The sequence below is a fragment of the Hymenobacter endophyticus genome (assembly GCF_032464715.1).
GTDB lineage: Bacteria > Bacteroidota > Bacteroidia > Cytophagales > Hymenobacteraceae > Hymenobacter > Hymenobacter endophyticus.
In genome coordinates, this window is record NZ_JAWDJT010000004.1 from 250475 (window position 1) to 268714 (window position 18240).

Consider the following 18240-nt stretch of genomic DNA (forward strand, 5'->3'; position numbering starts at 1 on the left):
CATGTTTCCATCCTCCTTTTCTCGTCTTGTGGCGGCCGCTGGTCTGCTGCTATGTGCTGCTCCGGCCACTTTCGCCCAAAACGCCACCGCTCCTAACCGCTTCGTCACCGACAGTCTCGACAGCTACATCCGGCGCGGCATGCAGCGCTGGCAGGTACCGGGCCTGGCCCTTGTAGTGGTGAAAGACGGAAAAGTGGTGGTGCAGAAAGGCTACGGCGTGCGCGAAGTAGGCAAACCGGCCCCGGTGGACGCCAACACGCTATTTATGATTGCCTCGAACACCAAGCTGTTCACCGGCACGGCCCTGGCTAAGCTAGATGGGGAAAAGAAAATCAGCCTCGACGAGAAAGTAACCCGGTACCTGCCCGACTATCGGCTCTACGATTCGCTGGCCTCGCAGCTGGTTACGGTGCGCGACCTGATGAGCCACCACTTCGGCTTCAAAACCTTCCAGGGCGACTTCACCTTCTTCAAATCTAACCTGGAGCGCCAGGAGATTGTTCGGCGCATGCGGCTGATGAAGCCCGGCGGCCAGTTCCGGCGCGACTACGGGTACAGCAACTCCGGCTTTGTGGCGGCCGGGGAGGTAATTCCGGCCGTTACCGGAGGCACCACCTGGGAAGCCTACGTGCAGCAAAATCTGTTGCAGCCGCTGGGCATGAGCAGCACGTTTGTATCGTCGGCGGGCTTTGCGCAGCGGCCCAACAACGCCCACGCCTACTCCAACACCTTCGGGCCGCTGGCGGAAGTACCCTTCGATAACTGGGACAACATGGCCCCGGCCGCCAGCATGGTTTCCAACGTGACGGACCTTACCAAGTGGCTGCAGTTCCAGCTGGATAGTGGCCGCTACCAGGGCCGCCAGGTAGTGCCCTGGGCGGCGCTGCGCAAAACCCGCGACGCCAATACCGTCATTACCAGCCGCAAATCGGCGGTTTTCCCCACGCACTTCGTCACCTACGGGCTGGGCCTGGAAGCCGCCGACTATAACGGCAAGCAGGTGTTCTGGCACACCGGCGGCGCTTCAGGGCAGGTGAGCAACGTGTGCTTTGTGCCCGAGGCCGGGCTGGGCATTGCCGTCCTCACCAATAACGACAACCAGAGCTTCTTCGAGCTGCTGCGCTACCAGCTGCTCGACAGCTACCTGGGCGTGCCCTACGTGGACCGCAGCGCCCAGGGCCTGCAACGCAAGCAGCAGGCCGAAGCCACCAAAACTGACCCCACCAAAGAGCTGGCGGCCCGGGTAGGCCAGAAGAACAAGCTGCCCCTGCCGCTCAAAGCCTACGTGGGCGACTACGAAAATCCGCTGTTCGGCCGCATCAGCATCAGCCAGAAGGGCAAGCAGCTGCTCATCACCATGCCCAACCACCCCGGCCTCACCGCTACCCTCGACTACATGGACGGCCAGGAATTCCGCGCCACCTACTCCGACCTGGTATTTGGGGTGATGCCCGCCAAATTTGTGGTGGATGGCAACGCCGTAAAGACCGTGGAGCTACGCGTGAACGACTACGTGGAGTACGACCCCTACGTGTTCAACAAGCGGTAGCCTCCAGTCAGGTTTGAAAAGAACGTCATGCAGAGGCGCAGCCGAAGCATCTCCATGCTGATGTTGCGTTACTATTCAGACATCAGCGCGCGAGATGCTTCGCCTCCGGCTCTGCATGACGTTCTGTACCATAGTAAAAAACCCGTCTGCCGCCCACGTAAAGGGCGACAGACGGGTTTTCGTTTAAGAAGCAGGTTATCTGGTCGGTGGGCTGCCTAAATCGTAGCCAGATCGATAACAAAGCGGTATTTCACGTCCGACTTCAGCATCCGCTCGTAGGCCTCGTTGATGTAGTCCATCCGGATTACTTCCACGTCGCTCATCACGTTGTGCTCGGCGCAGAAATCCAGCATTTCCTGGGTTTCCTGGATGCCCCCGATGAGGGAGCCGGCAATGCGGCGGCGCTTGGCAATGAGGTTGAAGGCGTGCAGTTGCGGAGCTTCCGGCGGTACGCCCAGCAGTACCATGGTGCCATCGAGGCGCAGGCTGCCCACGTAGGGCGTCAGGTCCATGGGGGCCGAGACGGTGTTGATGATCAGGTCGAAGTAGTTGCGGATGCCTTTCATGGCTTCGGCATCCTTGGTTACCACGAACTTGTGGGCCCCCAAGGCTTTGGCATCGGCCTCTTTGGAAGGCGAGGTGCTGAGCACGGTTACCTCGCAGCCCATAGCGGCGGCGAATTTCACGGCCATGTGGCCCAGGCCGCCCAGGCCCATCACGGCTACCCGGTCGCCGGCCTTGGCGTTCCACTGGCGCAGCGGCGACCAGGTGGTGATGCCGGCGCACAGCAGCGGGGCCACACGGGCCAGGTCCAGCTTTTCGGATACGCTCAGCACGAATTTCTCGGTCACCACAATGCTGTTGGAGTAGCCGCCATAGGTGGGCTGGCCGTCCTTGTCTTTGGCATTGTAGGTGCCCACGAAGCCATTGTCACAGTACTGTTCCAGGCCGTCGGTGCACTCGGCGCAGTGCTGGCAGGAGTCTACCATGCAGCCCACGCCGGCCAGGTCACCGGCTTTAAATCCTTTTACGTGGGCACCTACTTCGGTTACGCGGCCCACAATTTCGTGGCCGGGCACCATGGGGAAGATGGAGCCGCCCCACTCGTCGCGCACCTGGTGCACGTCGGAGTGGCATACGCCGCAGAACAGGATTTCGATGCGGACATCGTGGGGGCCTACTTCGCGGCGCTCAAACGAAAACGGGGTGAGGGGAGCATGCGCTTCTAAAGCGGCATAGCCTTTTGCTACTGACATACGGGTTGGTTGTAAAGAAAATTTGTGTTCAGGGCAGAACCTGGTTAACTGCTTTTCGGCCCGGATTGTTTGTTCGCCTCTCCGAAAAACCGAGCCGTGGTAACGCAATTTTCCGAGCGGGCGTGTACCTTACCCAGGCAACTCTCTTACCCTCCCCTCCTCATATGGAACGCCCCAATTACTCCGCTACTGCCCCCGTTCCGGCGGGCCCCAAGCGCAACTCCCTGGGCCTGCGCATCTGGCACTGGGCCAGCGGCAGCCTGGTTATCTTTCAGCTTATCACCATCCTCTTCATATCCATCATTGTAAAGGCGAAGACGCTGGCCCCCGAGTTCAGCAAAGTACTGGCCGAAAAAGGCGTGACCATGGCCCCCGACCAGGTGCGGGGCCTGTCGCGCATCGTGGCCCACCGCATCTGGGACTGGCACATCTGGGCGGGCCTGGCCTTATCGGCGCTGCTGGCCTACCGGGTGCTGATGAGCTTCCGGCACCGGGGCAGCCAGCGCACCAGCGCCAAAATAGCCCACCTGCAAGCCCAGGCGGCCCAGGGCAATGCGGCGGCCCGCCGGGGCATCTGGATCCGGTACGCCTACCGGGTCTTTTATGTGGTGCTGGCGGTGCTGGTGGTTACAGGTCTGATTCTGGTGTTTGAAGACTACTTCCGCAGCATCGAACACACGGCCAAAGAAATCCACGAAATCAGCATGTACCTAGTGCTGGCCTTCTCAGTGGCCCACATTGTAGGCGTATTCCGCGCCGAGGTTACGGATGCGCCCGGCCTCGTTTCGGGCATGATTAACGGCGGCGAATCAGTAGAGCAGGCGTAAACTGCGCCGTACCAACGTGCAACGGCCCTTCTGCCCATGTGGGTGGAAGGGCCGTTTTCATGTACTCTCCCGGAGCTGCTCACGGGCCTCCTCTTGGGCCGACACGGACTGCACGGGTGGAGCCTGCTGCGCCGCTGGCGACGTCCAGCCCTTGCGCAACATTTCCTCTACCTGCTCCCGCAGCCGCTTCATTGATTGGGTTGCAAACCGTTTCTGCAGCATGCGCCCAAACAGCCGGAACCCCAGCCAGTAGAAGGGGTTGCTGATGCGGCCGGTTTGGGAGTAGGCGTGGATGTGGAACCACACCCGGCCGGTCGTCAGGTTTTTGTGCACCGAAAAGTCAATCTGGCCCCGCTCGAAATGGCCCTCCAGGGTACGGTAATTATAGCCCCACACCTGCTCCTGGCTACCATCAGCCAGGGTACGGGTTTCATCCGTTACGGCCCCAATGCGCACACCAAACCAAAAGGTGAAAAGCAAAAACCGGCCCCGTAGCACCATCACGCGCTGATCCAGAGGCTGGTCGGGCAGGAAAATGCCGGTAATCAGATTGGGTGGTGGAAAGGTGTAATTACGCAGAACCTCGCGGGCTGCTGCCCAGGAGCCTTGCGCCTCGGCCGGGCCGGGAGCTTCAGTGGGCAACTCCGTTTCGTAGTCATCCACGCGCCAGCCGGCATCGGGCGTATAATCGGCCGCTTTATCAGGGTCGAAATTATAGCCAGCATCCATGTACGCATCGAGGCGCTTCTTTTGCAGCTCGTAGAGGGGGGCAGCTTTAGGCATCTTGGCTTACTTCGGTATGAGAATCGGTTTGACGGCAGGTTTCTACCTGCACCGGTGCCAGAGGCAGGCCGCCGCTTTTTTCGGCCACGCGCTGACAGAACGTTTCCCAGGTTTGCTGCTGCACCCGGCGTCCCAGCCCCAGCGTGTCGTAGGTCAGCGCCACTAGCCCGTCGCGGGAACGGGCCCGGGAGTGTATTTCAAACCGCCACGTATCCGGCAGCACACTGTGGGGCCGCAAGCTGAAGTGGATGCGGCCCGCCTCCGGGTGGCTCTCCAGCGTGGCCAGTTCAAACCCATCATCCTCTACCCGCGTCACCCGTACATCCCCGTTCCAAGGGCCCAGAATACGAATACCAAATTCATCGCCGGAGGCCAGACAATGAGCCTGCCCTTTGGTCTTCTCAAAGTCGGCCAGCAGATCGGGCGCATATTCAGGTAGGTGGCATTTGATGTGGTCCAGTAAGTCTGCGGCCGCCAACCGGGGCTGCTGCACATCTATCCAGTAGCGCCGTTCAAACAGGGGGCCGCTGCCGGTGTGGGCCGGTTGCTCAGGTTTCGACATAGTGCAAGGCAAATGGTGTACTTCCGTAACGTGGCAGTAGAAGCTGGGTTCTATAACCTGCCTCTGTAAATGCTAGTACAGCCTACTTTACTTATTCCCCTGCTTTCCATATGGCCTACTACCGCCCACCCGGCCCTGCTCCTGACCCGCTGCTCGTTCGGGAGCTTACTCACCAGCAGGACGCACTGCGCACTCGCACCCGCCTGGAGCCGCTAGCCCAGGAGCCGCAGTTCATTGCCGGCTGCGACTCCTCTTTTCCCACGCCCGAAACGGTGCTATCGGTTTTTGTGGTGCTGCGTTTTCCTTCCCTGGAGTTGGTTGAGAAGGTGTATCACGTTGGGCCCGTTACCCTGCCGTATATCCCGGGCCTGTTGGCGTTTCGCGAAGCACCCAACCTGCTTGTCGCCTACGAAAAGCTTCGCCAGAAACCGGATATCATTATGGTAGACGGACATGGCATTGCGCACCCCCGCCGCATGGGCATTGCGGCTCACCTGGGTGTAGAACTCGACCTGCCGACTTTCGGCGTTGCCAAGCAACGGCTTACCGGCCTTTACGCTGAGCCCGCCCTCACTAAAGGCAGCATTTCCCCTCTCACCGACAAACAGGGCGCGTTACTGGGTGAGGTCATTCGAAGTAAAGACAAGGTAAATCCCCTATTTGTGAGTCCTGGCCACCGCTGCGACCAAGCCACGGCCACCCGCCTTACGCTGGCCTGCCTGCGGGGCTACAAGCTCCCAGAACCAACCCGCCTCGCCGACCATTGGGCCGAAGAATTCAAGAAGGAAATACGATAAACGTTGGCTTTCCCTGACACACGAACGGCGTTGCTCAAGAATGAGCAACGCCGTTCGTGTGTCAGGGAAAGCCAAAAATGCCTCTTGGCCATTCAGGACAAAACTGTCCTGATTTGATGCCCGCTTGCCGCTCCATTATCTGTACATATGTCTTCTTAATTGCTTCAACAATCCTGTCCATTTACTATTAAAAGCACATTAATAGACCGATTATTTTGCAATGCTCACCTAATTTTATTGTTCTGGTTTCATTTATTTCCTTTCTTGGCTGTCAACTTCATCACTAAACTTTCTGCGCCTGCATGAAAAGAGTTTTACAACTAGTTCCCTTAGCTGCCCTGACCCTAGCGGGTGGTCATGCTCAGGCCCAGACCCGCACGATATCGGGTCGGGTTACGGACCGCACCACGGGTGAAGGCCTACCAGGTGTAACGGTACTCGTGAAAGGTACCAGCAATGGTGTTTCCACCAACTCGGACGGCACGTATACCCTTTCCGCCCCAGCCAGCGGAGGTACTCTCGTATTCTCATCTGTTGGTTTTGTTTCCGTTGAGCAGAGCATTGGCACGGAAAACACTATCAATAGCGCCCTTGCCACCGACAGCAAAGCCCTCAGTGAGGTAGTTGTAGTGGGGTACGGTGCTACGCAAAGCCGTCGTGAGCTTACGGGCTCGGTAGCAACCGTTACGGCCGCCCAAATTGCCAACAAACCGGTGCAAAGCTTCGAGCAGGCCCTGCAGGGTCAGGCTGCCGGTGTAAACATTACCACCCCCAACGGGGTACTCAACGCCTCCCCCGTAGTTCGTATCCGAGGTGTGAACTCCATCACTCTGAGTTCGGCCCCGCTGTACGTAATTGACGGCATTCCGGCATTCAGCGGCAACAGCTCGGCCGTAGGCAGCGTACCGAACAACCCTCTCAGTAACATCAACCCCGCCGATATTGAAAGCGTGGAAGTGCTGAAAGATGCTTCGGCAACAGCCATTTACGGCTCCCGCGCTGCTGGTGGCGTTATTGTAGTAACCACCAAGAAAGGCCGCCGTGGCCAGAGCAAACTCTCTCTTGACTCTTGGGTAGGCTGGAACGACCCGGTTCGTCTCTATGACGTGCTTAATGCGGCCGATTACATCGATATCAAGAATGAAGCTGTTCGGAACCTGAACGCCAACCGGGTAGCCATTGGCCAGCCCGGCTCTAACGTGGAAGGCTTTAAGCCAACATTGGACGGCAGCGGTAACCCCGTAGATACGCGCTGGTACGACTACATCTACCGTACTGGCTTCTCGTCATCCAACACGCTTAACTTCAGTGGCGGCACGGAAAAGACGACGTATTACACCTCCGTCGGCTACACCGATCAAAAGGGTATGCTGGAAGGCAACAGCTTTAAGCGTGCCTCCGCCCGTCTCAACATCGACCACAAGGTGTTCTCGCGCTTTAGCGTGGGCGCCCGTGTAGGCTACACCAATTCCCGCACGGCCTCGCCCAACTCCGGCTCCGTGGGTGATGGTGCCTTTGGCACGGCCGGTTTGGGTCGTTTGCCGCTGGTACTGCCCCCCAACGTACCCGCCCGCAACCCCGATGGCACGTACAACATCAGCGGTGCTGGTATTGGCCCCGGTGCCAACATCAACCCCACCAACGGCCAGCCCCTGCTGCCGGGCTACTACAACCCGCTGGTTGACCTGGAAAACAACTACTTCCGCTCGGAGGGCAACGAAATCCAGGGCAGCGTATACGGCGACCTGGAATTGTTGAAGGGCTTGCACCTGCGTACCAACTACGGTATCTACAACATCTCCTTCGAGGACCAGGCTTTCTACACCCCCATTGCCGGCGACCAGTATAACATTGGTAGCGCTTCTAATTTCTACCGGACTAACAAGCGCTGGAACTGGCAAAATACCGCGCAGTACGACGTAACGCTAGCTGAAAAGCACATCATTTCTGCTCTGGCCGGTGCTGAATACCAAAGCACTACCATCGACCGGTGGGGTGCCAACCGCACCAGCGTATCCGACCCCTTCTTCACGACGTTCCAGGGCGGTTTCGCCAACATCGTAAACTCCGGTGCCTTCCAGGGAGAAAACTTCCTAATGTCGTACTTCGGCCGCTTGAGCTACAACTTCAACCGCAAATACCTGGCAACCTTCAACGCTCGTCGTGATGGTTACTCGGCCTGGGGTAATGAGAAGTGGGGTAATTTCTACGGTGCTTCGCTAGGTTACATCATCTCCGAGGAAGATTTCTGGAAAAACTCTTCGGCTCTCAGTACCCTCAGCTTCCTGAAATTCACGGGTAGCTACGGTGAGGTTGGTAACAACCAGGGTATCGGTGACTTCACCACCCGTGACTTGTACGGACCCAGCCTGTATGGGGCCAACAACACGTTCTTCTTCGGCAACGCTGGTAACGCTGCCCTGAGCTGGGAAACCAGCAAGAAGACGGATATTGGCTTGTCTTTCGGCCTGTTCGAAGACCGTATTCAGGGTGACGTGGCCTACTACCGCAATGATGTAGATGGTCTGATTCTGGACGTACCTCAGGCTCCTTCGCGGGGTATTCCGAACAATGCTATTGCGGCTAACATCGGTTCCATGCGCAACAAGGGCTTCGAATTCAACGTGCGCACCACGGCCATTAACAAGCCGAACTTTACCTGGTCGATCAACGCCAACCTTACCACGCTGAAAAACGAGGTAACCAAGCTGGTGACGGCTGACCAGCGTATTGGTACAGCCACTTCCGGTCTGGAAACGGTTAACTTTACTACTGTAGGCCGTTCCGTGGGCGAAATCCTGGCAGTTCCTTCACTGGGCGTGAACCCGGAGAATGGCCGTCGGATGATTCAGAAAATTGATGGCACGGTGGTACAGTACAATCACTTGGGCCAGGGCTGGACGCTGATGGATGGTGTAACGCCAACCACCGCTCCCACTCAGCTAGGTGATGGCCGGTATTATGGCCCCACCCTGCCTACCTGGTATGGTGGCTTCGATAACACGTTCCGCTTCAAAAACATTGACCTGGGTGTATTCATCCAGTTCTCGGGCGGTAACTACATCTACAACGGTACGAAGGCCGGCCTGCACGACCAGCGCTTCTGGAACAATGCCACCGACATCAAAGACCGTTGGACGGAAACCAACCGCAATGCTGAGTGGCCCCGTGTCGTGTACGGCGACAACGTATCGAATGGCTCGGCCCTGATTATGTCCTCGAACGTGGAAAAAGGCGACTTTGCCCGTCTGCGGAACGTGTCTCTGGGTTACAACTTTGCCTCTACCCTCATCAACAAATTCGGAGTAGGCAACGCCCGCATCTATGTGCAGGTGCAAAACGCCGCGCTGCTGACGAACTACTCGGGTATTGACCCCGAGATTTCAACCAACGGCAGCAACAACACCGGTGCCGGTGTTGACCGCAACTCGGTGGGCCAGGCCCGCAGCTACACGGTTGGTCTTAACCTCGGATTCTAATTCTCTCTCGCTTAATGAAGACTTTTAAATATCTCCTGACCCTGGGGCTTACGGCCTCCCTGGGCCTGGGCACTTTTTCCTGCAGCGAAGACCGTCTGGAAGTTCAGCCGAAAACTGATCTGGCCAGTGAAGTAGCCTTTGATACGCCTTCCCGTGTACTGGGACAGGTAAACAACATGTACGACTACATGAAGTCGGGCTCCTTTTTGGGTGGCCGTTACCAGGTTTACGGTGATATCCGGGCCGATGACTTCATCAACCGGACATCTAACCTAGTAACTGGGGCAGCTGTGTGGCAACACACCCTTACCGAGGCCTCGCAGAACGACGTTATTAACTTGTGGGGCTCAGGCTACGCTGCCATCAACCAGATCAACGTGTTTCTGGCGGGCATAGCAGCTAATTCCTCCAAGTTTTCGGCGGCCCCTTTCCCCGCCGATTACGCGACTACCGCCAATGGGTACGTAGCAGAAGGCCGACTGCTGCGGGCTTTGGCATACTACTCGCTGCTGCAGTATTATGCCCGTCCCTACGCTGATGGTAACGGTTCGAAACCTGGTTTGCCCTTGCGTCTGCAGGCAGAAACGGAGTTGGGTAACAATGACCTAGCCCGCAGCACGGTAGCGCAGGTGTACGACCAAATTCTGACTGACCTGACGTTTGCGGAAACCAATCTGCCTCTTAGCAACTCGGCCGGCAACGTATTTCGGGCGCACAAGAACGCCGCCATTGCCCTGCGTACCCGGGTGCTGCTGAGCATGGGCCGCTACGGTGATGTGGTAACTGAAGCCAATAAAATTGTTCCAACGGCGGCTCCCTTCAAGGCCCCTACCGGCGTGGCTCACGAGTTGAATCCGAGCCTCGCGGCCGTTTTCGCTCCTAACCCCGGCGGTACCGAAATGATCATGGCCTTTCCCTTTACCACCCAAGATCCGCCCGGCACGCAGAACCAGCTGGCCTTTTACTTTCTGCCCAACACCCAAGGCGGCGGTCAGGAGTATAGCCTGAACCCAGCCGGAGTTATTGCCAACACAAACTTCAAGGCCACCGATGCCCGTTTGGCTACGCTGGTAACCCGGGTAGGCACTCCCACCGCAGTACCCTACCTGCGCAAATACACGAACGGCGCCCTCTCAGCCAATCCTTACACGGATGCGGCCCCGGTTATCCGGTATGCAGAGGTTCTGCTGAACCTTTCGGAATCGTTGGCGCGCACCCAGGGTGCTACCAACACTCGTGCTCTGGAGTTGCTAAACGCCGTGCGTACTCGTTCGGGGTCGGATGCCTACACGGCAGCTAGCTTCACTGGCACCTTCTCCATTATCGATGCCATTTTGCTAGAGCGGCGGCTGGAGTTCCTGGGTGAAGGTCTGCGTAACAGTGATGATATGCGCCTGTTGCGTCCTATTGCAGGCAAGAGCACGGTTAGCGCTGTGCAGCCCTCCTCTACGTTGTATATCTGGCCTATTCCTAGCTCAGAGCTGCAGACCAACGGAGCAATGACCCGCAACTAGTTTCACGGGAACATAGCCATCAAAAAGGTCTCCTGCGTTATGCAGGAGACCTTTTTTGTATGTGAGCACACTACAAATTACCGCGTAGCCGAGCCCTTTTGAAAGGCTGGAACTGTACCGTGCCAGCAAGTAACTGGCCTTGTATTTTATGGATGTATCTTGCCTAGCAGTAGAGGTTTTATGCTAGCCCGGCTTTCCTCATACCGAGCTTGCCCAGGTGTCTCCATTGTGCCGTTGAGCTATCCTCTCTCTCAGCACAGAAAGAGAAGTAGCTGCTTGCTCCGGCAGCCCTAATAAGTGAGCTACTGCTTCGTACACAACCTGCGGGGAGTCAGCTTCCTCCACTATGCCGCGTTGGGAGCTGGCCTGCGTTGATTTAGACAGCTTTTCGCCGGAACTAGTGGTGAACAGCGCGTGGTGATAGAACTGCACTTGCCGGAAACCCTCCTGCCCCGGCAGTTGGGACGCCAGCCACAGTTGGGCTGCCGTGCTGGGCAATAAATCCAGCCCGCGCACTACGCAGGTAACACCCAGCCGCACATCATCCAGCACAGAAGCTACCTGGTAAGCAGCCACTCCATCCTTTTTCCGCACCACAAAGTTGCCCAGCTCGGCAGTTAAATCTATCTGTACTAGCCCTTGCGCCATATCCTGGATGGTGACAATAGAGCCGCTGGGCACATGAGCCCGCCACGCTGCCTTGGGGGCAGACAACGTTAGTGCAGCGTGCCGGCAAGTGCCGGGGCAGCTCCCAGCAAGTACTCCTTGACGGGCCAATTCGGTACGGGAGCAGCCGCAGGCGTAAAACACCCGGGGGTGCGCCAGGCGAGCAGCTTGCAGGGTGGCCTCGTATTCTGGTAGCCGATGCTGCTGGGAAAAGTTGCGCTCAAAGTCGGCGGGGCCGGTGGGGCCGTAGTCATAGTCGAGACCCAGCCATTCCAGTGTCCGGAAGATGTTCTCCAGGTAGGCGGGACGGAAGCGGGCTCGGTCAAGGTCATCGATGCGCAAGTGCAGAGTGCCACCCGCTTGGCGCGTGAGCAGCCAGGTAAGCGTGAAGTTGACGGCATTACCCAGGTGCAGGAAGCCACTGGGCGTAGGCGCCAAGCGCGAAACAACGGGGATGGAAGAAAGCTGCCACATACAATAGGTCCTGAAAGTACGCGGGCGGCTACAACATTGCCTCCTTGGCAGGGCCCCTCCTACTAAAATAGTCAGTGATGATGCCCTATAACCTGCACTAAGGCTGGCACAAGGACCCTGAAGAAGTGACGCCCGCGCATCTCATTTTGCCTGCTGATGTTTACGGTAATCAAAGGATTAAATCTGCTATTAGCCTTTGCACTAGCGGGCTACGGCAGCCGGGCCTGCTAGTGTTTTTGATGCAGACGAAGACCAGTTACTCTGCATGTCGACGCTGATAATTTGGCTACTGATTTTCGGCGGATCAAAGTTCGCCCGGCTTACGTGGCGCTATGCCTGGCTTGGTTTCTCAGCACCCCTAGTTTCCTTCGGCAGCAACTCCTCAGTGACCAATACCGTGCTGTTCTCCCTTCATAACGCGTGGCAGTTAGGCTCACTTAGTTGTTTCTGCCCCCCACCAGCTAGCTCCTACCCGCGCAGTTGATGGCTCCAACGCAGCCCGAGAAGCAACCGTCTGCCTATTCTTTGGAATCTTTGCTAATTAATTGATGTATGTACATATATTTGCACCCATCAACTACTCCCTACTTACTCTATGCAGACTCTCCTTCATAAAGCCGGCACCCGAGGCCACGCCAACCATGGTTGGCTTAACTCTTTCCACACGTTCAGCTTCGGCGGGTATCAAAACCCGGAGCGCGTGCATTTCGGGGTGCTACGCGTGTTGAACGACGACACCGTGGCGGGCGGTATGGGCTTCGGCACCCACCCCCACGACAACATGGAAATTATCAGCATTCCACTCAGCGGCACGCTGGAGCACAAGGACAGCGCCGGCAACCACGGCATCATCCAAAGCGGCGACGTGCAGGTGATGAGTGCTGGCACCGGCATTGCCCACAGCGAAAAAAACCACAGCTCCTCGGAGGCAGTACAGTTTCTGCAGATTTGGGTGTTTCCGAAACAGCGCAACGTAACGCCCCGCTACGACCAGCAGAGCTTCCGGGCCGAAGACCGGCACAACCAATTCCAGCAGGTTTTGTCGCCTAACCCCGAGGATGCCGGGGTCTGGATTCATCAGGATGCTTGGTTTCATCTAGCCGACTTCGATGCCGGCTTTGCCACCGAGTATCAGGTGAAGCAGCCCGGTAATGGGGTGTACGTGTTTGTGCTGGAAGGTGAGGCGACCGTAGCTGGCCAGCCACTCAGCCGCCGCGACGGCTTGGGCGTGTGGGAAACCGGCACGCTGCAGGTGCAGGCTACTACCGCTACCCGCCTGCTACTCATGGATGTACCCATGAGCCTGTAAGGCTATCTTTCCGTGAAACCCGCGTTTATTCGCTGAAATTCGTCGTTTATGAAACATGCCCCCACCACGTTTCCGGTTCTGGAAACGATTCGCAAGCGCTGGAGCCCCCGGTCCTTTGCCAGCTACCCCGTTGCTTCTGAGGCGCTGCACCAGGCCTTTGAGGCCGCATCCTGGGCACCCAGTGCCATGAATGAGCAGCCTTGGCGTTACATCTACGCGCACCATGCCGACCAGGAGGATTTCCAGAAAATGGTGGACTGCTTGCTCCCCGGTAATCAGCCCTGGGCCAAGAACGCCCCGGTGCTTATTCTGGCCCTGGCCAAAACGCACTACGACAATGGCCAAACCAACCCCGCCGCTCTCCACGACTTGGGTATGGCAAATGCCAACCTTATTCTGGAAGCTACGGCACTGGGTCTGCATGGTCACTTCATGGGTGGCTTTGATCGGGCCAAGGCCCAGGAGGTTTTCCAGCTGCCCGAGGGTCTGCAGCCCGTTGTGATGCTTGCACTGGGTTATTTAGGTGAGGCTGAGCAGTTGGAAGAGCCCTTTCTGAGCCGGGAGAAAGCCCCACGCCAGCGCAAAGCCCTCACGGAGCTTGCGTTTCATCGGCAGCTGCCTGAGTAGCTGGCCCTGAGCAGTGAATTCCGACCGGCTCGGGACTTGTTCTGTCCTTGGACTAAGGCAGATTAAAATTATCCTTTTTCTAGAGCAACAGAAAAGCCCCGCTTGTATAGCGGGGCTTTTCTGTTGCTTTGGATTGGCAAAAGCCCCTTACTACGTGCTACATACTGAACATGTTGCCACAGCTGTTAGTGAATGTGCCAGATTGTACCGTCCTTTGTAACTAGTACTTAGTTGATTACCCTGATTTTATGAAAATAGCTCGACTCACGCTAGCCTTCTGGGTGGGTGCTACCAGCCTGGTTGCAGCGCAAGACCTCCCGTACCAAACGCCTCCGCGCGCCATTGCCGCCCTGGTTGACGCCCCACTCACGCCCCGGGTCAGCTTTGCTTCCAGCGGCCAATGGATGCTGTTGATGGATGTGCGGGATATGCCTGCCATTGCCGAGGTAAGCCAGCCGGAAATGCGGTTAGCGGGTTTGCGCATCAACCCGCGCACCAACGGAGCCAGCCGCGTGAGCTACGCCGCTTCGTTGCGCCTGCACCGTCTGCCCGAGGGCAAGGAGCTACTAGTACAAGGCCTGCCCACCAACGCCCGCATCAGCGACGTGCAATGGTCGCCGGATAACACCAGAATTGCTTTCACCCACACCACCAACAACCATGTGGAGCTATGGCTGGTAGATGTGGCGTCGGCTACGGCTAAGCTGGTGCCTAACCTGTTTCTGAACGGCGTGCTGGGAACTCCCTACGAGTGGGCTTCCGACAGCAAGACCATTATTGCCCGGGCCATTGTAGGTGGCCGTGGCGAAGCGCCTAGTTCCACAGCGGCACCCACTGGTCCTACCATTCAGCAGAACGTGGGCCGCACCACGGCCGCCCGCACCTACCAGGATTTGCTGAAGAATCCGGTTGATGAGCGACTGTTCGATTATTATGCGCTTGCCCAGGTAGTAAAGGTTGGTCTGGATGGTCGGATGGCTCCGCTGGGGCAGCCGGGCATCATTGAGCGGGCCTCGCCCTCCCCCAGCGGCAAATATGTGCTGGTCAGCACCCGCCACCGGCCGTACTCCTACACGCTGCCCCTCAACAGCTTTCCGGAGCGCATTGATGTGCTGAACATGGAAGGCTTGGTAGTGAAAGAAATAGCCAATCTACCCCTCGCCGATAACGTACCCACCAGCTTCGACGCCGTGCCCACCGGCCCGCGCGACATCAGCTGGCGGGAGGATGCTCCAAACACCTTGTTTTGGGTAGAAGCCCAGGACGGGGGCAACCCCAAAACGGAAGCACCGGTGCGCGACAAGCTGTTCGCGCTGGGTGCCCCCTTCGATGGGCAGCCCCAGGAGCTGGCGGCCTTGCCGCTGCGCTTCCGCCGCATCTACTGGAGCGGCTCCGATAAGCTGGCCCTAGTGGAAGGCTACCGCTGGGCCGACCGGAAAGAGACACTCTGGAGCCTGGATTTGGCAACCAGAACTTCCCTGACGCCCCTGTTTGAGCGCTCTTCGCAGGACACTTACTCTGACCCCGGCACCCCGTTTCAGCGGCGCAACGAGCTGGGCCGCCGGGTGCTAGCCACCGATGCTAACGCGGATGTTGTGTACCTGATGGGCACGGGTGCTTCGGCGGAAGGTGACCGTCCGTTTGTGGATGAACTGAACGTACGCACCAAGAAAAGCGCCCGGTGGTGGCGCTCAGAAGCGCCTTACTATGAAGTGCCGGTAACTATTCTGGATGCCAACAAGCACCGGTTTGTGACGCGGCGCGAATCGGCGCAGGAAGCCCCCAATTACTTCCTGCACGATGCGCCCAACCCCAAAGCCACACAACTGACCAAGTTTCCGAACCCCTACGCCACCTTGGGTAACCTGCAAAAGCAGGTACTCAAGTATAAGCGGGCTGATGGAGTTGATCTGACGGCCAACCTTTACCTGCCCCCGAACTACAAGAAGGAGGACGGCCCGCTGCCCACGCTGCTGGAGGCTTACCCGGTAGAGTTCAAGGACAAGAAAGATGCCGGCCAGGTGAAAGGCTCCCCTTACACGTTCACGCGCTTTACCTGGGGCTCACCCGTGTTCTGGGTAACGCAGGGCTACGCCGTGCTCCAAGGAACCAGTATTCCGATTGTAGGCGAAGGCACCAAGGAGCCCAACGACACCTATGTGGAGCAACTCACGGCTTCGGCCAAAGCCGCCATTGACGAGGGCAAGCGCCTGGGCGTGGTAGATCCCAACCGCGTGGCAGTTATGGGCCACAGTTACGGCGCATTCATGACCGCCAATTTGCTGGCCCACACCAACCTGTTCAAGGCTGGTATTGCCCGCAGCGGCGCTTACAACCGTACCCTCACGCCGTTTGGTTTTCAGGGAGAGGAGCGCACCTACTGGCAGGCGCCGGAAGTGTACAGCACCATGTCGCCCTTCAACTACGCCAACAAAATCAAGACTCCTTTACTGCTGATTCATGGCGAGGCCGATAACAACTCTGGCACTTTCCCCATCCAGAGTGAGCGGTTTTACAATGCACTCAAGGGCAACGGTGCTACTGTGCGCTACGTGGTGCTGCCCGCCGAAGCCCACGGCTATGCTGCCCGCGAGTCCATTATGCACATGCTGTGGGAAATGAACTCCTGGCTGGATACCTACGTGAAGAAAGCCGGCACCCCGGCTGCGGAAACTACCAAAGCCGATGCCCGCTAAGCTTTCTGCTTAATCAAACTGATTTCTTATGTAGAAAGGCCGCCCGGACGCTTGTTCGGGCGGCCTTTCTACATATAGTAATTATATTATGAAACAAGGACTATATGTATAATATTTTGTCATTGCTAAACCTGGTTTTTAGGCCTTCGTTAAACTCGACATTACCTCCTTCGAGGTTTTCCCTGAACTAACTTGAACGTCATGAAAACCATCAAAATATATGCAGCTATGCTGGGAGCCCTGCTCGTACTGGATAGCACAGTAGTAGTTTCGGATGCTTCAGCCCAAACCAGAACCAGAAAAAGCTGGAGCAAGAAGGCGAAGGGCGCGGCCATTGGTGGTGGCGCTGGCGCCGTAACCGGCGCGGTAGTGGGCGGCGGCAAAGGTGCCGTAATTGGTACCGTAGCCGGGGCTGCAGCTGGTGGAATTATCGGCCGCAAAAAAGACAGAAAAAAGGACCCCGCACGTTACGAGCAGTACTCGCGCAAAGACTAGTTTTTTGCTTGCAGTTTGCCTTACAGAAAGCCTCGAGCCGGTTGGTTCGGGGCTTTCTGCTGTTTGTGGCCCATCCGTTGGCAAACCCGGCCGATGCCTTTCCAGTATGCGCTTTATGCATCTATTTGTGTACTCCTCGCTTGGTAGTGAGGCCCGCGCCGCCCTGCTACAACAACTCCCGGCTGATATTCAACCTACCTTCCGCACCGATATAAGTGAGGCGGAACAGCAGGCCGCCCTGGCGGAGTCGGAGTTGCTGCTGGGTAACCCGCCGCCCCAGTGGTTGGAATCGGCCTTGCCATCCCGCTTACGTTTCTGGCAAATTGACTCGGCGGGCATTGACCGGTACCAGCAGTTGAGCCCCACGTTTCCGGTAGCCAATATGGGCGACTTTTTCGCTTGGCCCTGCGCCGAAACGATGGTGGCTGGCTTGCTGGGTCTGCTGCGTTACATTCCGGAGTTAGCAGTGTGGCAGACTCAACGGCACTGGGAAGGAGCGGCCGTGCGGCCCCGGCTGGGGCTGCTTCAGCATCAGCGGGTAATTATACTGGGAAGTGGGGCTATAGGACAGGCAGTTGCACAGCAGTTGCGGGGCTTCAATTGTGCCGTGCAGTTTCTGGCCCGCACCGATCCAGCTGCCCACTTACATACCCGGGAGGAACTGCTGGCTGCCCTATCCACCACCGACATTGTAGTGAATTGTTTGCCGGGCAGTGCAGATGGTTTCTTCTCCCAGGAGTTGATTGCCGCCCTCCCCTCTCATGCCCTCTATGCCAGTGTGGGCCGGGGCAACACCACCGATGAACCCGCTCTGGTAGCCGCTCTGCAAACGGGCCGCTTAGGTGGGGCCGTGCTGGATGTAACCGCCCAGGAGCCGCTGCCCGCCGACAGCCCGCTCTGGCACTTGCCCCGTGTGCTCCTGACCCAGCACAGCGGGGGCGGCCGTCCCGGCGAGGACGAGGGCAAGGTAGACCTATTTTTGCGCAACCTACAGCACCTACTGCGCCAGGAGCCGATAGAAAACCCGGTTTCCCTACACCGGGGCTACTAGCTCGCCGCAGCCAGTAGCACCTACTGACACATAGCATACAAATGCAAACAGCAGCCTGCACGCTCCGTGTTGGCTGCTGTTTGCGTGTGCCATACGCCAATTTACTGAGCATCCTATGCAACCAACCGGGAGGCTACCGGCTCCCCCTATCGTAT

The 18240-nt window shown here is 57.7% G+C and carries 14 protein-coding genes; 10 read left to right on the top strand and 4 right to left on the bottom strand.

All coding sequences use genetic code 11. From position 1 onward, the window contains the following. Position 1: 1 nt before the first annotated feature. Positions 2-1549 carry a serine hydrolase gene (locus ROI90_RS09185; RefSeq protein WP_315998038.1) on the top strand — a complete coding sequence of 516 codons (1548 nt, stop codon included), beginning with the start codon at positions 2-4 and terminating at the stop codon, positions 1547-1549. 215 nt (positions 1550-1764) lie between these two features. Here ROI90_RS09185 and ROI90_RS09190 read toward each other — a convergent pair whose 3' ends face one another. Then, a complete protein-coding gene (locus ROI90_RS09190; protein WP_315998039.1) occupies positions 1765-2805 on the bottom strand; it encodes an NAD(P)-dependent alcohol dehydrogenase in 1041 nt (346 codons plus the stop codon). Between the two features lie 164 nt (positions 2806-2969). On the opposite strand from ROI90_RS09190, the gene ROI90_RS09195 reads away from it, so the two are divergent. After that, positions 2970-3632, top strand: a complete 663-nt coding sequence (locus tag ROI90_RS09195; protein WP_315998040.1) for a cytochrome b/b6 domain-containing protein — start codon at positions 2970-2972, stop codon at positions 3630-3632. Positions 3633-3689: 57 nt separating this feature from the next. Here ROI90_RS09195 and ROI90_RS09200 read toward each other — a convergent pair whose 3' ends face one another. Together ROI90_RS09200 and ROI90_RS09205 are read right to left on the bottom strand one after the other, a co-directional pair. Beyond that, positions 3690-4415 (bottom strand): DUF1990 domain-containing protein, encoded by a 726-nt coding sequence (locus ROI90_RS09200; RefSeq protein WP_315998041.1) that lies wholly within the window; start codon positions 4413-4415, stop codon positions 3690-3692. After that, positions 4408-4977 (bottom strand): DUF1990 family protein, encoded by a 570-nt coding sequence (locus ROI90_RS09205; protein ID WP_315998042.1) that lies wholly within the window; start codon positions 4975-4977, stop codon positions 4408-4410. Before ROI90_RS09205 ends, ROI90_RS09200 begins: the two co-directional genes overlap by 8 nt. A gap of 110 nt (positions 4978-5087) precedes the next feature. Here ROI90_RS09205 and nfi point away from each other — a divergent pair, with 110 nt between their 5' ends. From nfi to ROI90_RS09220, 3 genes are all read left to right on the top strand, one after another. Beyond that, on the top strand, positions 5088-5774 hold the full coding sequence (gene nfi, locus ROI90_RS09210) for a deoxyribonuclease V (RefSeq protein ID WP_315998043.1): 687 nt from the start codon (positions 5088-5090) through the stop codon (positions 5772-5774). Positions 5775-6076: 302 nt separating this feature from the next. Beyond that, positions 6077-9253, top strand: a complete 3177-nt coding sequence (locus tag ROI90_RS09215) for a SusC/RagA family TonB-linked outer membrane protein (protein ID WP_315998044.1) — start codon at positions 6077-6079, stop codon at positions 9251-9253. 14 nt (positions 9254-9267) lie between these two features. Further along, positions 9268-10767 (top strand): RagB/SusD family nutrient uptake outer membrane protein, encoded by a 1500-nt coding sequence (locus ROI90_RS09220; protein WP_315998045.1) that lies wholly within the window; start codon positions 9268-9270, stop codon positions 10765-10767. A 198-nt stretch (positions 10768-10965) separates the two neighbouring features. On the opposite strand, the gene ROI90_RS09225 is transcribed toward ROI90_RS09220, so the two are convergent. Next, positions 10966-11907, bottom strand: coding sequence for a glutamate--tRNA ligase family protein (locus tag ROI90_RS09225; RefSeq protein WP_315998046.1), 942 nt, complete (start codon positions 11905-11907; stop codon positions 10966-10968). 595 nt (positions 11908-12502) lie between these two features. On the opposite strand from ROI90_RS09225, the gene ROI90_RS09230 reads away from it, so the two are divergent. The 5 genes from ROI90_RS09230 (at position 12503) to ROI90_RS09250 (ending at position 18085) form a co-directional block, all read left to right on the top strand. Beyond that, complete coding sequence (locus ROI90_RS09230) at positions 12503-13216, top strand: pirin family protein (protein ID WP_315998047.1); 714 nt, start codon at positions 12503-12505, stop codon at positions 13214-13216. Positions 13217-13264: 48 nt separating this feature from the next. Then, positions 13265-13843 carry a nitroreductase family protein gene (locus ROI90_RS09235; RefSeq protein WP_315998048.1) on the top strand — a complete coding sequence of 193 codons (579 nt, stop codon included), beginning with the start codon at positions 13265-13267 and terminating at the stop codon, positions 13841-13843. A 248-nt stretch (positions 13844-14091) separates the two neighbouring features. Then, positions 14092-16539: a S9 family peptidase gene (locus tag ROI90_RS09240; protein ID WP_315998049.1), complete on the top strand. Its 2448-nt coding sequence runs from the start codon at positions 14092-14094 to the stop codon at positions 16537-16539. Between the two features lie 201 nt (positions 16540-16740). Continuing rightward, the gene (locus ROI90_RS09245; RefSeq protein WP_315998050.1) at positions 16741-17034 is read left to right on the top strand and encodes a YMGG-like glycine zipper-containing protein; all 294 of its coding nucleotides are present in this window, start codon (positions 16741-16743) and stop codon (positions 17032-17034) included. A 106-nt stretch (positions 17035-17140) separates the two neighbouring features. Continuing rightward, positions 17141-18085, top strand: coding sequence for a D-2-hydroxyacid dehydrogenase (locus ROI90_RS09250; RefSeq protein ID WP_315998051.1), 945 nt, complete (start codon positions 17141-17143; stop codon positions 18083-18085). Positions 18086-18240: the final 155 nt, after the last annotated feature.

Coding starts and splice junctions, on each gene's coding strand:
- ROI90_RS09185 (WP_315998038.1), top strand. CDS start 2: ATGTTTCCATCCTCCTTTTCTCGTCTTGTGGCGGCCGCTGGTCTGCTG.
- ROI90_RS09190 (WP_315998039.1), bottom strand. CDS start 2,805: ATGTCAGTAGCAAAAGGCTATGCCGCTTTAGAAGCGCATGCTCCCCTC.
- ROI90_RS09195 (WP_315998040.1), top strand. CDS start 2,970: ATGGAACGCCCCAATTACTCCGCTACTGCCCCCGTTCCGGCGGGCCCC.
- ROI90_RS09200 (WP_315998041.1), bottom strand. CDS start 4,415: ATGCCTAAAGCTGCCCCCCTCTACGAGCTGCAAAAGAAGCGCCTCGAT.
- ROI90_RS09205 (WP_315998042.1), bottom strand. CDS start 4,977: ATGTCGAAACCTGAGCAACCGGCCCACACCGGCAGCGGCCCCCTGTTT.
- nfi (WP_315998043.1), top strand. CDS start 5,088: ATGGCCTACTACCGCCCACCCGGCCCTGCTCCTGACCCGCTGCTCGTT.
- ROI90_RS09215 (WP_315998044.1), top strand. CDS start 6,077: ATGAAAAGAGTTTTACAACTAGTTCCCTTAGCTGCCCTGACCCTAGCG.
- ROI90_RS09220 (WP_315998045.1), top strand. CDS start 9,268: ATGAAGACTTTTAAATATCTCCTGACCCTGGGGCTTACGGCCTCCCTG.
- ROI90_RS09225 (WP_315998046.1), bottom strand. CDS start 11,907: ATGTGGCAGCTTTCTTCCATCCCCGTTGTTTCGCGCTTGGCGCCTACG.
- ROI90_RS09230 (WP_315998047.1), top strand. CDS start 12,503: ATGCAGACTCTCCTTCATAAAGCCGGCACCCGAGGCCACGCCAACCAT.
- ROI90_RS09235 (WP_315998048.1), top strand. CDS start 13,265: ATGAAACATGCCCCCACCACGTTTCCGGTTCTGGAAACGATTCGCAAG.
- ROI90_RS09240 (WP_315998049.1), top strand. CDS start 14,092: ATGAAAATAGCTCGACTCACGCTAGCCTTCTGGGTGGGTGCTACCAGC.
- ROI90_RS09245 (WP_315998050.1), top strand. CDS start 16,741: ATGAAAACCATCAAAATATATGCAGCTATGCTGGGAGCCCTGCTCGTA.
- ROI90_RS09250 (WP_315998051.1), top strand. CDS start 17,141: ATGCGCTTTATGCATCTATTTGTGTACTCCTCGCTTGGTAGTGAGGCC.